The organism is Crocinitomix catalasitica ATCC 23190 (genome assembly GCF_000621625.1).
GTDB lineage: Bacteria > Bacteroidota > Bacteroidia > Flavobacteriales_D > Crocinitomicaceae > Crocinitomix > Crocinitomix catalasitica.
This window is the reverse complement of the sequence record NZ_JHXV01000023.1, coordinates 1-13,981: the sequence shown is the minus strand read 5'-3', so window position 1 is coordinate 13,981 and position 13,981 is coordinate 1. Positions and strand designations below refer to the sequence as shown.

The following is a 13,981-nucleotide window of genomic DNA, read 5'->3' as shown; positions in this document are numbered from 1 at the left end:
ATTGTAAGAAAAGCGCCTAACATGGCGTGAAGCGCTTTTCTATTACCTTTGTTAGCAACATTTTCGTCAACCAATTGAATAGGATTCCTGACATACCATTCCAAAGCCAAGGCAAAGCATTGGGTATTGAATTCTTGAATCTGAAAGAGTTATTTACGCGCATGCGTGAAGCACCAAATCATGACCCGAAAAAACCTCATCGCATTAAATTCAATGCACTTTTACTGGTAACAAAAGGCGAAGGGATGCATCAAATAGACCTGCAAGATTATTCCATTCAAGCGGGAGATGTTTTAAAAATAGCCAAAGGTCAAGTACATGCCTTTCAGGGCGACTTGAATTACGAAGGTGTTTTGATTGTGTTCACTGAAGATTATGTGCTGCAGTATTTTTCTCAATCATCTTTAGCAATTATTTCCCATTTTTACAACTATCATATTGCTGCTCCTATCGTAAAAGATTGTTCGTTTAATACAACCTTTATTCGGGGAATTTCAGAAGAAATGAACAGAGAGTTGAGCGAAACGCAACAAAATATTATCGCCAAATTACTCGAATTACATTTATTGAAATTAGAACGGCTTTCGCAGGATACAGTGATTCACAAGACCAATATGAAGTACTATTCGGTCTTCGTGCAATTCCAACATTTGGTCTATGAAAAGTACAAAGAGACGCGTAATGTAAAGGATTATGCAGATATTATGCGAATTTCTACAAAACACCTCAATACCATTGTTCAACAGATTACGCTCAATACAGCGAAGACCTTTATTGATCAATTTGTCATGCTAGAAATTAAACGAATGATTCGAACAACCGAACAGAGTTTAAAGGAAGTTGCTTTTGAGCTCGGTTTTGATGAAGTGACTAATTTTTCTAAATTTTTCAAAAAACATTCAGGCGTCTCTCCGAAAGTATATAAATCACAAGATTAATCGAGTTGGTTTCATATTTACCATTCTTATCTCTATTTTAACCTTTATCAAACTTTAAGCTCGACCTACCTTTGTTTCAATATTAAAACGAAACAAAAATGAGTCAAATAGTAAACTGTCCTACTTGCGGAAGTAAGGCAAAATCAAAAGTTGATAACGATGTTACTACATACGAAGCAGTTCAAGATGAAGAGGCTTTCAAAAAAGTTGAACAATTAAAAAAAGCTTTAGGGAAATTCAAAGCAAAAGCAGAAGAATTAGAAGCAGAATTAAAAGCAATCAGAACAATTTAAAAAATATAATGATGAAAAAATATCTCCTATTATTACCATTTACATTGATCCTTTTATCATGCGGGCAAGAAAAAGAAACAATAGCTTATCCAGACAAATTGATGGGCATGGAATTGAATTATACTTATTCAGGCGGGAATGAATATGTCAATAAATATACACCTGAAGGAATTTATTATCAATACCGAACTGGAGGATCACCTGAGAAATGGTTCGGTCCAATGCCTTATAATTATAAGCAGACAACGAATAATGAACATTTAATCTCTTGGTTTGAACCTAAGCGGGGTGATTATGTGACCTTATTGATCAATTTCGAAGAAAAAACTGTCTTCGGAAGTGCGATAGTAGGACAAAAACGAGTTCATTTTCAAGAAGCGGAATTGAAATACGCTAAATTACCATAACCAATCATTTAACCATATAAACTTCAAAATTATGAAAATAGCTGTAACATCTGCAAGCGGAAAATTAGGAGCAGAAATCGTTCAAAACCTAATCAATGAAATAGGCAAAGAAAATGTGATTGGCATCGCCCGTACAACGAAAAAAGCGGAACATTTAGGTGTTGAAATTAGAGAGGGTGATTATAATAATCGCGCACAATTCGATCTCGCTTTGAAAGGTGTTGACGCGGTATTACTCGTTTCAGGAATGGACGATCCCCAAAAAAGAATTCAACAACACAGAAATGTGATTGAAGCCGCAAAGGCAAATGGCGTTAAAAAAATCGTTTATACGAGTATTATTGGGGCCGAAGAGAACACAGCCTTCAGTCCAATTGTGCAAAGCAATCGTCAGACTGAAGAGGATGTGAAGGCATCGGGATTGGACTGGGTGATTGGTAGAAATGGTATTTATATTGAACCAGATTTAGAATATCTTGAAAATTATGCAACTGAGGGAGAGATTCGTAATTGTGCCGGAGATGGACTATGCGGGTATACAAGCAGAGCCGAATTGGGATATGCTTATGCGCAAATGCTTTTAAAAGAGGAACACAATCAGCAAACCTACAATCTAGCTGGCGAAGCAATTACACAAACGCAATTGGCAGAATTGATTAATGCTGTTTATGGAACGCATTTAACGTATAACGCTGTGAGTGTATCAGCGTACGAAGCAGAACGAAAAGCTGCATTGGGTGATTTTATAGGTTCGGTGATTGCAGGTATTTATGAAGGAATTAAAATAGGTGCGCAACATGTTCCTTCTGATTATGAAAAAGCAGCAGGTCGAGCACATAAAAGTCATGTAGAGATTATTAAAGCATTTAAAAAAAGAGAATTGTAAGGAAATGAACGCTTAGAGGTCAAATTGGTGTCGTTAACCATGTGGCTTCAGAAAATGTATCGGAACAGACATATTTGTTTCGAAAAAGAAAACGCATGGTTAGTTGAATTCAATAAAAAATAGAATGCGTAAAATAGTTGGGTGTTAGCAGTCATCACAGATATTACATTTTGGCAATGGGTGCTCGTACTTGGTTCAGGTCTGGGACTTTATTTCTTGTCGCCTCGTGCAAAGACCGTTGACAGTTTTTTCCGTGCGAATAAAAATGGAAAATCCCCCAATTGGATAATGCTAACGGGGAGTTTAATTATCTCTTGGGTTTTTGCTAAATCAATTGCCAATGCAGCCGACTTGGGTAATAAATTCGGTTATTTAGGAGGATTGGCTTATGCGGCCTATTATTTTTCATTCATTGTAGCTGGGATTGTAATTTATTACCTGCGAAAGAACGGAGAATTCAATAGTATTCACCATTTTTTAAGTCATCGATTTGGACGCCGAGCAGTGCAATTGTTCTCGCTGATGATCGCTTTCCGTTTATTCAATGAAATTTGGTCGAATACAATGGTTATTGGTTCCTATTTTGGGGATATTGGCTCCAATACTTATTATATTTCTATTGTTGTTTTTACCTTGCTCACATTGGCTTATTCTTTAAAAGGAGGACTAGAAAGTTCCATTTTTTCAGATGTCATTCAAATGTTATTATTTGGCATTCTTTTAACCGTTATTTTGTCCATGCTTTTTGTTGCTGATGAAGGGTTGACAATTACGCAAGTGCGGAATTCAGGGAGCTTTTCATGGTCAAATGGGTTGAATTTATTATTTGCGGCTTTATTGCAATCCTTAAGTTATCCATTTCACGATCCAGTACTTACAGACCGCGGATTTATCAGTCCTTTAAAAACAACTTTAAGAAGTTTTATTTGGGCAGGAATAATCGGAGGAATTTGTATTTTCTTGTTCAGTTTTTTAGGCATTTTTGCGCAAACAAAAGGAATTGCTCCGGGTGCATTAACAGAGGTTGCAATGGTATTCGGGCCTATTTTGTTATTGCTGATAAACTTTATTATGATTGTTTCCGCAGCGTCCACTTTAGATTCTACTTTTTCATCGTTCAGTAAATTGGCAACCATCGATCTGAACCTTGGAAAAACCGTAAGATTTGGCCGGTATACAATGGTGATTATTGCTGTCGCGGGATCTCTGCCAATATTCTTCAATCCAGCGATCTTATCAGCAACTACAATAAGTGGAACAATGGTGATTGGTTTAACACCTGTCTTCATTTTTTGGTGGATTAAAACACCTAAAATCAGTTTTCATTTAAGTGTGCTAGTCGGTATCATCATTGGTATTGTATTGGCGACGGGCAATTTTCCAGAGGCATTGATTTTTACCGACGGTCCGTATAACGAATTATTAGGGGCAAATGTTTTTGGGATTATCACTTGTACATTGGTCTATTTTTTACCTTTAGTATTCCACCATAAAATTCAATCACAGCATGAACCAATATAGCAAAGATGATCTATTATTATTCGGTGGAAATTATAGTAATTTTCAAGCGAGCAAACGCTTAAAAGAGATTGCTGAGGAATTAGGCTTTGCCCCGAATCAAATTATTTGTAATGGTGATATTGTTGGTTATTGTAGTCAGCCAGAAGAAACCGTGCAGCTAATTAAGGAATGGGGCGTCAATTGTATTACGGGAAATGTAGAGGATCAAATTAGAGAAGGGGCGATAGATTGTGGATGTAATTTTGATGCAGGCTCAAGATGTGATATTTTGTCAAAGCAATGGTTTCCTTATGCGAAAGCCAACTTGTCAAAAGATTCAGAAGCGTGGATTGGAACCTTACCAACAACATTATCATTCAATATAAATGGTAAAAATATTGTTGTGATTCATGGTGGAGTAGAAGATCGTTCAGAATTCATTTTCGCATCAACGCCAACTGAACGAAAAATAGAAATCTTCAATGATTTAAAAGCGGATATTATCATTGCTGGTCATTCTGGACTTCCTTTTGCGCAACATATAGACAAAAACACATGGATTAATCCCGGTGTTGTTGGTATGCCAGCGAATGATGGAACAACACGTTGTTGGTTTGCTATTTTAAAAACAGGGACTTGGGAAATTGAATTGCATGCGTTCGATTATGATTCGATCGAAACAAGTCAGTTAATGACAGATAAAAAATTGGCGGCACCTTATGCTAAAACTTTATTGACAGGGATTTGGGACAATACTGATATCTTAATACCGCAAGAAATATCTGAACAGGGGGTAGCAATTAAAGCGGATAATTATTGGGGGTAAATTCTTGTGCCTTGAACAATCAAATTAATTTTTATTTATAGCAAAGTTTTAAGTTTGAATGAGATTAATTGGAATTTAGAAAGTGTCAAGTGGGCACCTACGCTCGTCAAAACGCGCTATCCTGCTATGCGCTATAGTTGCCTTCTTCACCATCACAAAAGCAACAAAAGCAAATATTTGCTTCGCGCCATATTCGCTTTTTAGCATTTGTAAGTTGTTGAATTCATACAAGCTACCGCTGCTATCAGGGGTGGGGCCTAGTCTTCAATAATTGGTTTTATGTTTACATATAATAGCGATATCCTTGAAGTTTTGGAGCCACGCAGATTTTAAAGACGAATTATTAGTAAGTTAAAATCTTCACTAAAGCAGTATTCTATAGCTGATAAATAATAGAATTAAATGGACTTTTAGTTGAACAATTACATCCGCTAAATTCGCATGGTAATCTTAAAATAATGTTAAAATTTTATCGAATGAGTTTAATTTTTAAATAATAATTATACATTTGTATCAGTGAAAACAGAAAACAAAAATATAATGTGTTGTATGATGTGTAGATTAATCTATGCAAATGGCATTGTTATATAATAAGATAAAAATTATAAATAATAAAAGCCTTTGCAATTGCAAGGGCTTTTTTTTTGACTAAAAATTACAATAAATTACAATGATGAATAATAAATTTTGTTGCTGCCTAATGGAAATGTGTATGATGATGCACATAATGCAACCGTATTACCCAGACTGAAATTTATAGTTCTAAAAAAACAATTTTAAAAGTCCCTTTGGTAATACATATCCAAAGGGACTTTTTTTATGCTAAAAAATTAAAAAAAAAGAAAAAATGAGCGATTTAAAACAAAAAACAAATGCCTTACACGCAGGACATGACACCAAATTAACAGGAGGAACAAGAGCTGTTCCAATTTATCAAACGAGTTCGTACGTGTTTAACAATACCGAACATGCTGCGAATTTATTTGGACTGAAAGAGTTTGGATTTATTTATACAAGACTGAACAATCCAACGAATGATATTCTAGAAAAAAGATTGGCTGCAGTTGAAGGTGGTGTGGGTGCAGCAGTTTTCGCATCTGGATCATCGGCGATTTCATCAACGTTTTTAACCTTATTAAAAGCAGGAGACCATATTGTTTCTTCGAATAGTTTATATGGCGGAACGTTTAATTTATTGAATGTAACCTTACCAAGATTTGGTATCAATACCTCTTTTGTTGATCCTGATGATGTGTCTACATTTCAAGCAGCTATTCAAGAGAATACAAGAGCGATTTTTATTGAGTCATTGGGGAATCCCAAATTAGATGTACTAGATATTGAAGCGATTGCCAATGTAGCGAAAGCCAATAACATTCCCCTAATCGTAGACAATACTGTTGCAACGCCAACTTTGTTGAATCCGATTAAATACGGAGCAAATATTGTCATTCATTCTCTAACAAAATACATCGGAGGTCAAGGAACATCACTTGGAGGTGCCGTAATAGATGCCGGTAATTTCGATTGGACCAATGGTAAGTTTCCTGAATTTACAGAGCCTTCAAAGGGTTATCACGGACTAAAATATGCTGAAGCATTGGGCGAAATCGCTTTTATTGTGAAGTTGAGATTAGAAGGATTAAGAGATTTTGGGGGCGCTTTAAGTCCTTATAACGCTTTTCAAATCATTCAAGGTCTGGAGACATTGGACTTAAGAATAAAACAACATTCTAAAAACGCCCTCGAATTTGCAACTTGGTTGACAGAACAAGACGAGGTGGATTGGGTTAAATATCCTGGTTTAGCTGGAGATAAATACAATGATTTAGCAAAAAAATATTTACCAGATGGGCAAAGTGGCATTGTAACAGTCGGTTTAAAAGGCGGATATGAAGCAGCGCAAAAACTAGCTGATAATGCCAAGATATTCTCACTGCTTGCCAATATCGGTGATACAAAATCGCTATTAATTCATCCAGCGAGTACAACGCATCAGCAGCTTTCTCTAGAAGATCAATTATCGGCAGGCGTGCGCCCCGAACTAATTAGATTATCCATTGGTTTGGAAGATTTAGAGGATTTAAAAAATGATTTTAAACAAGCATTGAAAGCATAATCCAACAATAGGAGAGGTAGGCAAATAGTGATGTAAAAATCGCTATTTGCCACTCCTTTGAAATTAAAATGAAAAAAGAATAGATGTTAATCAATCACCAAATAGAAAATTACAAGACCTATAGTGGGGCCTTATATCCTAAATTGAATGTGTCCTATCAAATTTTTGGTAAGGAATTACATACAGCGCCAATTGTTTTGGTTAATCACGCATTAACAGGTAATTCTGATGTGGCGAGCAAAAAAAATGGTTGGTGGAAGGAAATAATTGGACCAGAAAAGGTCGTTAATACAGCGGATTATACCATCATCGCTTTCAATATTGTTGGGAACGGTTATGATGGACATTTAATAGATAACTATAAAGACTTCACAACACAAGATATTGCACGCATTTATTTTCAAGTATTATCCGAATTAAAAGTGGCAGCTTTATTTGCCATTATTGGTGGCTCTTTGGGTGGGGGGATAGCATGGGAGATGGTAAGCCTTTATCCCAATTTTGCTCAATACATCATTCCAATTGCTGCTGACTGGAAAGCAACGGATTGGATTATTGGACACAATACCATTCAAGGAAGTATCCTGCTTAACTCGAAAACACCTTTGCAGGATGCTCGAAAAATGGCGATGCTTTTTTACCGAACGCCACAGTCGTTTACGCGAAAATTTAACCGTACGAAAACGGAGGATGGTGAAGTATTTAATGTGGAATCATGGCTCAATCACCATGGAAACGTCCTCACAAAAAGATTCGAGTTGAAAGCCTATTTAATGATGAATCATTTATTGACAACGGTTGACATTACCCGTCATAATCAGTCAATAAGAGATGTGCTTGAACATATTCAATCCAAAATCATACAAATTGGTATTGATTCTGATTTGTTTTTTATCCCCGATGAGAATATCAAAACCAAACAATTATTGGATGAATTGAATATCCCGAATGAATATCATGAAGTAAAATCGGAAGACGGGCACGATGCTTTCCTTATAGAAAACGAACAACTCACAAAATTTTTGACACCCATTTTTAAACAACCATGAAAGTAACATTAACAAGAAAAAATAAAGCATTTCATTTCGAAGCAATCAACGAAGCAGATTTGATTTTAAATATTGATGGATCTCCCGAAATTGGAGGTGAAAACAAAGGTTTCCGTCCAATGGAATTGCTCTTGTCTGGCATTGCATCTTGCTCCACAATCGATTTATTATTGATCCTCAAAAAACAAAGACAAGCCGTTGAGGATATTAAAATTGAAGTAACTGCGGAGCGCTCAACAGAAGCTGCAAAGGAATTTAAGAAAATCCATTTGCATTATATCATTGAAGGCGAAGTAGCAACAGATAAAATGGAACATGCCATCGATCTGTCTATCAATAAATACTGCTCGGCGATTCAATCATTAAGTCCTGCAATTGAAATTACTACATCTTTTAAAATCAATTAAATGACGAAAGAATTTGAAACAAAGGCCATTCGTACGTCATTTGATACGAATAAACGTGAAGAGCATTCCACAGCTTTATATTTAACCTCAAGTTATGTCTTTGAAGATGCAGAAGAGATGCGGGCGAAATTCGCAGGTGAATTAGAAGGTAATATTTACAGTCGCTATTCCAACTCCAACACAACCGAATTGATAGAAAAGATGAAAGCTTTGGAAGGAGTGGAAGCGGGTTGGGCTACCGCATCTGGTATGGCAGCTATTTTTACAACCTTCGGCGCTTTACTTCAAAGTGGAGATCATGTTCTTGCTTGCAAGTCCGTTTTTGGATCAACCCATAACGTACTGACTAAAATTCTACCGAAATGGGGAATTACATACACCTATGTAGATGTTAATAATACTGAAAGTTGGGAAGATGCTATTCAAGAGAACACCAAAGTAGTTTTCGTTGAAACACCAACCAATCCAGGATTGGATATTATAGATTTGGAATGGCTGTCTGAATTGGCTCGAAAACACCAACTGATATCCATTATAGACAATTGTTTTGCTACGCCTTATTTGCAACAACCAATCGAATTTGGATTTGATTTAATTCTCCATTCGGCTACTAAATATTTAGATGGACAAGGGCGCGTCACAGGAGGATTGATTCTAGGAAAACAAAGTTTAATCGACCAAGTAGAAGCTTTTGCGCGTCATTCAGGTCCTGCTTTATCTCCATTCAACGCGTGGATTATTTCAAAAAGCTTGGAAACCCTATCCATTCGAATGGATAGGCATTGTGAGAATGCTTTAAAATTGGCAATTTGGTTAGAAGATCACGAGGAGGTTGCATTGGTGAAATATCCGCATTTGCCTTCACATCCCAATTATGTGATTGCAAAGAAGCAAATGAAACAAGGGGGAGGAATCGTCAGTTTTGAACTAAAAGGTGGATTGACTTCGGGACGCAATTTTTTAAATCAATTAGCAATGATTTCATTAACCGCCAATTTGGGAGATACCAGATCAATTGCAACGCATCCGGCATCTACAACTCATTCAAAATTATCAGAAGAAGAACGAATGGAATTAGGGATAACGCCAGGGTTAATTCGAATATCAGTCGGATTAGAGCATATCAATGACATTATTAACGACATAGAAAAAGCATTAAAACAATGAAAATATTAAAATTCGGAGGGAATTCTCTCGCAAATGGTCAAGGTTTGGGAAATGTAATCGCCATTATTAGAGACCAACATAAAAAGTATAAACAAATTGGAATTGTTGTTTCAGCAAGAGGTGAAGCAACCGTCGAACTGCAACATTTATTAGATACAGCCAAGTCGGGCTTAGATTATACACCAGCATTAACGACATTTAAAAAGTATCAAATTGAACCACTTCAAACCATCGACTTTACAGAAGAATTCCAGCTGTTAAGTGATACACTTAAAGGCGTTCAACTAACAAAAGACTACAGTCCTAAGATTCAAGATCTCATTTTAGCTCAGGGCGAATTATTATCGTCAAAAATATTGAGTGCATTATTGAATCAAGAAGGGTTAAAATCAACAACAATAGATAGTAGAGCATTTCTAAAAACAGACAGTAATTTTGGTAATGCAAATGTCGATCAACAAGCATCAGCATCACATACAAAAACGGTCTTCAAAAGCGTAGGAAAAACAACTTTATCAATCATTCCAGGTTTTATCGCTTCAAATGAAAAAGATGAGACGACTACTTTGGGTAGAAATGGATCGAATTATACCGCGTCTTTGGTGGCTAATTATTTAGATGCTTCGGAAATCCTTAATTATACCCATGTAAATGGCATTTATACCGCCAATCCAGAAATTGTAGCCAATGCAAAAGTAATTCGTCAAATCAACTATACTGAAGCGAGTGAATTAGCAAGTTTTGGGGCTTCAATTCTCCATACCAAAACCATTGTTCCACTCATTGATAAAAATATCCCATTCCGTATTTTAAATACATTCAAGCCAGAAGAGGAAGGCACCTTAATTAGTGATGAGAAAACCCAATCGGCAATTAAATCCATTTCCATTCAAGACGATGTAGATTTATTGAATATATCAGGCAAAGGATTGTTGGGAAAGTCGGGAATTGATGCCCGTATTTTTTCAGTTTTGGGAAGAGATGGCATTAGTGCAGGAATTATTTCACAAGGATCATCCGAACGAGGTGTTAGTTTTATCATTAAAAAAGTGGATGCTGATAAGGCTTTAGTGGCGTTAAAAAATGAATTCAAGCATGAAATTACGGTAAATGACATTCATTCAATCAAGTTAATACGTAATATTGCTGTGGTAACCATTGTAGGGCAAAAAGTCAATGATTTTTCGAATTCTTTGAACTATTTAAAGAAAAATAAGATCGATATTCATTTGATCAATAGTACCGTAAGTGCAAATAATATTGGTTTAGTTGTAGATAAAGACGATGTTAAAAAGGCTGTGAATATCATTCATTCGCAAATTTTTGGAGCAGTAAAAACCATGCATATTGCCATTGTAGGAAAAGGTACTGTAGGAGGATCGTTGATCAACCAAATTTTGAGTTCTCAAGCTAAGATTCTAGAGAAAAAACATTTGCATTTAAAAATATTCGCCATTGCCGGTGCAACGCAGGTTATATTGAACAAAGACGGCATAAAAGAAGATTGGAAAACACAGTTCGAAGGACAGCGTACATCAAAGAATATCACCAAAGACATCATCCAATTCAGCCAAGTCAATCAATTGGAGAATTTATTGGTCATTGACAATACTTCAAGTACAGACTTCGTTGAGAATTACAATACCTACGTTGAAAATGGATTCGATTTAATCTCGTCCAATAAAATAGCGAATACCCAAAGTTATGCGACCTATAAAGAATTGCGCGAAAGCTTGTATAATCACAGGAAAGAGTATTTGTATGAGACGAATGTTGGTGCTGGATTACCCATTATTGACACCATAAAAGTCTTGCACGAATCAGGGGAGAATATCACGCGAATTAAAGGTGTTTTTTCAGGGTCATTGAGTTTTTTATTCAATTCATTCTCTCAGTCCGATTTGCCTTTCAGTCATTTTCTAAAAATTGCAGTAGCAGAAGGGTATACCGAACCTGATCCAAGAGAAGATTTATCAGGAAATGATATTGCACGGAAATTATTAATTCTAGCGAGAGAATTAGACTTAGAAAACGAATTGGCAGATGTTGCAGTTGAAAGTTTGATTCCACCAGCTTTACAAGAAATTAGCACGGATAAATTTTTAGAAGATTTAGAGGCTTTAGACGCACATTTTTCTGAAGTGAAAGACAGTTTAGCACCAGATGAAGTTCTTCGTTATATCGGTGATTTGTCTGGAGATTTACAACAGTCAAAAGGTAAATTAGAAGCCAAATTAGTTAAAGTGAAAACCAATAGTATGTTGGGGAGTTTAACAGGGTCAGATTCTATATTTGAGATCTTTACAGAATCGTATGGAGACAATCCTATTACAATAATTGGAGCAGGTGCGGGAGCTGCCGTTACGGCAAGAGGTGTATTTGGAGATTTATTAAGAATTGCAGATAAAAAATAATTAGCGCGCATAGCTAGTCTTTTACCAGCCGAGTATTTTTTTATAAAGATCCTTGGCTGGTATTTTTCTACAAATTATCCCAAAAAACTGAAGAAGTCAAGTCCGCTTAAAAAGGCATCCATAATTGAAGCGAAAAATCCTCGTCCTTTGTCTTGTCGCTGAATCTTCCTGAGTTCACAATCAGATATTTCAGTTAAATATTGTCCATAATCACGTCCAGCAATTTCAACTTTTCGAATCATTGCTTCCCATTTCTTTTGTAATTTCTGGTTTTTGAGGGTTCTATTCCCGAAATGAATCGAATAAAGTTGGTCGTAAATTTGTTTCCTTCGGGGATTCCGCAGAACAAAAAAAGCTTCAGATTCTAGTTTGAAAGCTTCTAGATCATAGTCTTTATCATCCCTTTTCGAACGAAATTTTCGTATGCGGTTGTATTGCGATTTATTGATCTTTTTAATCGATGATTTAACTGGAAGATCTAATATTTCGTAATAGTTTTTCATTATGAGGAAAACAGATTTCTACTACAGATACGTTAGTTGAGGTTTTTAATTTAGTACTGTCCTCTAATCTGATCAATATAATTGAGTACTTCAGCTTCAAAAGCTAGATACTTTTGAGACGATTTATCAATTTCACCATCCTCCGAAGTCGACCATTTGATCAGTTCTCTATTTTTCCAATATGATTTTTGAAGACTAATAACTTTGCCTGTTTCGAGGTCCAACCATTGTTGTTCAATGTAGATTAGGAATTCATCTTTAAAATAATATTCTACTATTTTGACAATATTATTTTGAGTGCTTTTAACCTGAATAAGTTGGAGTTTATCCTCCTTTAAATAGAAGTTTTTAAAACTGAGACTGTCTTTATATTCGTTAATTTCCGTCAGCGTTTTAATGCTGTTTTTAATTTCTGTTTTGGTTTGATCTATAGCTTTAAAATCTTGTGCAAAAAGACTCGAACTTAAAACGGTAAAAATAAATAACTGGAGAATATATTTCATGATTGAATAATTTATTTAAAGATACTATTTTTTCATAACCGATGAATTAAGAATGATGGCTTCGGCTTGAGTTCTTTTATCAATTATCGACGAGAGAGTATTTGACTTATGCGTTTTGAGGGTCAACAATGGTGGTCCGTCCCTCGCCTCAAATTTCATTCCGCTCGGATTGAATTAACAAATCCAGGTATTTGTGATTTAGGCGTTTTAGCAATTTTTCAAATGTTAAAGCTTCTTCTTTAGTTTTGAACTTTTGAATAAAAATTAATTCCCAAGGACCATTATTTTTAGTGTATTGAGATAGGCCTTTATTATGATATTCTAATCTTTGAACAGGATCAGTTGTGAATCCTTTATAGTAGATGTTATTCGAATTTTTAATAGTATAAACAAAATACATTTTGGGTATATTTAGGTTTGAAAACCGACTACGTTTGAGAAACATTATTTAAATCTTTTAGCAAGAACAGCTCTTCCTGAACCTGTTTTTAAGTATTTCTCATACTCAAATGCTTTGTATTTATTGTTAAATGCAATATATGTGATTAATTCTACCGGTCTTCGGTCTTTTGTAGCAGGAACAGAGGATCAGTCACAAAAGTTGGGGAGGAATTTAGACTAAAATGATTTTCTTTGTAAAAAAGAATAAGTTTTGGATTGATTTTTTTAGAGTAAAATAATTTTACTAATTACAACTTAACCCAATAATCATATCCGAAACTCGATTTTTCGATGCCATTCTTTTAAGAACCATAAGAAACGAATTGAAACTGGTAAAAAAGTGAGGAAGCTCCAATCTCTGATTGGAGATCACCGATCTTTTCCATTTTCAAGATTGGCGTTGGTGAGTAAAAGCGGGCTATTGGTTGTAGGCCCTGCCAGGCAGCCTTTTTTGCTTCCTTTTTTTGCTGTAAAAAAAGGAAGAAGAGGTTAAATAAAATTTAAAAGCAAATCGGGTAACCAAAAAAG

At 35.5% G+C, this 13,981-nt stretch carries 14 protein-coding genes; 11 read left to right on the top strand and 3 right to left on the bottom strand.

Going from position 1 to position 13,981, the window contains the following annotated elements; translation table 11 throughout:
* Window positions 1–74 precede the first annotated feature (74 nt).
* The 11 genes from T367_RS0113245 to thrA all read left to right on the top strand — a co-directional run bounded on the left by T367_RS0113245 (window position 75) and on the right by thrA (window position 12,006).
* Complete coding sequence (locus T367_RS0113245; RefSeq protein WP_027420284.1) at window positions 75–938, top strand: helix-turn-helix domain-containing protein; 864 nt, start codon at window positions 75–77, stop codon at window positions 936–938.
* A 98-nt stretch (window positions 939–1,036) separates the two neighbouring features.
* A complete protein-coding gene (locus T367_RS0113240) occupies window positions 1,037–1,231 on the top strand; it encodes a hypothetical protein (protein ID WP_027420283.1) in 195 nt (64 codons plus the stop codon).
* 11 nt (window positions 1,232–1,242) lie between these two features.
* Window positions 1,243–1,638 carry a phenolic acid decarboxylase gene (locus tag T367_RS0113235; RefSeq protein WP_157454232.1) on the top strand — a complete coding sequence of 132 codons (396 nt, stop codon included), beginning with the start codon at window positions 1,243–1,245 and terminating at the stop codon, window positions 1,636–1,638.
* 31 nt (window positions 1,639–1,669) lie between these two features.
* A complete protein-coding gene (locus T367_RS0113230; RefSeq protein ID WP_027420281.1) occupies window positions 1,670–2,524 on the top strand; it encodes an NAD(P)H-binding protein in 855 nt (284 codons plus the stop codon).
* Window positions 2,525–2,665: 141 nt separating this feature from the next.
* Entirely contained in the window at window positions 2,666–4,045 is a 1,380-nt protein-coding gene (locus T367_RS22385) for a sodium:solute symporter family transporter (RefSeq protein WP_245593056.1), read from the top strand.
* Window positions 4,032–4,850, top strand: coding sequence for a metallophosphoesterase family protein (locus tag T367_RS0113220; protein ID WP_027420280.1), 819 nt, complete (start codon window positions 4,032–4,034; stop codon window positions 4,848–4,850). Before T367_RS22385 ends, T367_RS0113220 begins: the two co-directional genes overlap by 14 nt.
* A gap of 847 nt (window positions 4,851–5,697) precedes the next feature.
* The gene (locus tag T367_RS0113215) at window positions 5,698–6,969 is read left to right on the top strand and encodes an O-acetylhomoserine aminocarboxypropyltransferase/cysteine synthase family protein (RefSeq protein ID WP_027420279.1); all 1,272 of its coding nucleotides are present in this window, start codon (window positions 5,698–5,700) and stop codon (window positions 6,967–6,969) included.
* Window positions 6,970–7,052: 83 nt separating this feature from the next.
* On the top strand, window positions 7,053–8,018 hold the full coding sequence (locus tag T367_RS22380) for an alpha/beta fold hydrolase (RefSeq protein WP_051568547.1): 966 nt from the start codon (window positions 7,053–7,055) through the stop codon (window positions 8,016–8,018).
* Entirely contained in the window at window positions 8,015–8,425 is a 411-nt protein-coding gene (locus T367_RS0113205) for an OsmC family protein (RefSeq protein WP_027420278.1), read from the top strand. The genes T367_RS22380 and T367_RS0113205 overlap by 4 nt, the downstream gene beginning before the upstream one ends.
* Window positions 8,426–9,592: a trans-sulfuration enzyme family protein gene (locus tag T367_RS0113200; RefSeq protein ID WP_027420277.1), complete on the top strand. Its 1,167-nt coding sequence runs from the start codon at window positions 8,426–8,428 to the stop codon at window positions 9,590–9,592.
* Complete coding sequence (gene thrA, locus T367_RS0113195) at window positions 9,589–12,006, top strand: bifunctional aspartate kinase/homoserine dehydrogenase I (protein ID WP_027420276.1); 2,418 nt, start codon at window positions 9,589–9,591, stop codon at window positions 12,004–12,006. Before T367_RS0113200 ends, thrA begins: the two co-directional genes overlap by 4 nt.
* A 74-nt stretch (window positions 12,007–12,080) precedes the next feature.
* Here the strand turns inward: thrA and T367_RS0113190 are convergent, their stop codons facing one another.
* From T367_RS0113190 to T367_RS0113175, 3 genes are all read right to left on the bottom strand, one after another.
* Window positions 12,081–12,509: a J domain-containing protein gene (locus tag T367_RS0113190; protein ID WP_027420275.1), complete on the bottom strand. Its 429-nt coding sequence runs from the start codon at window positions 12,507–12,509 to the stop codon at window positions 12,081–12,083.
* A gap of 50 nt (window positions 12,510–12,559) precedes the next feature.
* Window positions 12,560–13,012: a hypothetical protein gene (locus T367_RS0113185; RefSeq protein WP_027420274.1), complete on the bottom strand. Its 453-nt coding sequence runs from the start codon at window positions 13,010–13,012 to the stop codon at window positions 12,560–12,562.
* 148 nt (window positions 13,013–13,160) lie between these two features.
* The gene (locus T367_RS0113175; RefSeq protein WP_027420273.1) at window positions 13,161–13,412 is read right to left on the bottom strand and encodes a GIY-YIG nuclease family protein; all 252 of its coding nucleotides are present in this window, start codon (window positions 13,410–13,412) and stop codon (window positions 13,161–13,163) included.
* Between the last annotated feature and the right edge of the window lie 569 nt (window positions 13,413–13,981).

What these genes read in the sequence shown, in the direction of transcription:
- T367_RS0113240 (WP_027420283.1), top strand. Translation starts at nt 1,037, where the DNA reads ATGAGTCAAATAGTAAACTGTCCTACTTGCGGAAGTAAGGCAAAATCA.
- T367_RS0113235 (WP_157454232.1), top strand. Translation starts at nt 1,243, where the DNA reads ATGAAAAAATATCTCCTATTATTACCATTTACATTGATCCTTTTATCA.
- T367_RS0113230 (WP_027420281.1), top strand. Translation starts at nt 1,670, where the DNA reads ATGAAAATAGCTGTAACATCTGCAAGCGGAAAATTAGGAGCAGAAATC.
- T367_RS0113220 (WP_027420280.1), top strand. Translation starts at nt 4,032, where the DNA reads ATGAACCAATATAGCAAAGATGATCTATTATTATTCGGTGGAAATTAT.
- T367_RS0113215 (WP_027420279.1), top strand. Translation starts at nt 5,698, where the DNA reads ATGAGCGATTTAAAACAAAAAACAAATGCCTTACACGCAGGACATGAC.
- T367_RS22380 (WP_051568547.1), top strand. Translation starts at nt 7,053, where the DNA reads ATGTTAATCAATCACCAAATAGAAAATTACAAGACCTATAGTGGGGCC.
- T367_RS0113205 (WP_027420278.1), top strand. Translation starts at nt 8,015, where the DNA reads ATGAAAGTAACATTAACAAGAAAAAATAAAGCATTTCATTTCGAAGCA.
- T367_RS0113200 (WP_027420277.1), top strand. Translation starts at nt 8,426, where the DNA reads ATGACGAAAGAATTTGAAACAAAGGCCATTCGTACGTCATTTGATACG.
- thrA (WP_027420276.1), top strand. Translation starts at nt 9,589, where the DNA reads ATGAAAATATTAAAATTCGGAGGGAATTCTCTCGCAAATGGTCAAGGT.
- T367_RS0113190 (WP_027420275.1), bottom strand. Translation starts at nt 12,509, where the DNA reads ATGAAAAACTATTACGAAATATTAGATCTTCCAGTTAAATCATCGATT.
- T367_RS0113185 (WP_027420274.1), bottom strand. Translation starts at nt 13,012, where the DNA reads ATGAAATATATTCTCCAGTTATTTATTTTTACCGTTTTAAGTTCGAGT.
- T367_RS0113175 (WP_027420273.1), bottom strand. Translation starts at nt 13,412, where the DNA reads ATGTATTTTGTTTATACTATTAAAAATTCGAATAACATCTACTATAAA.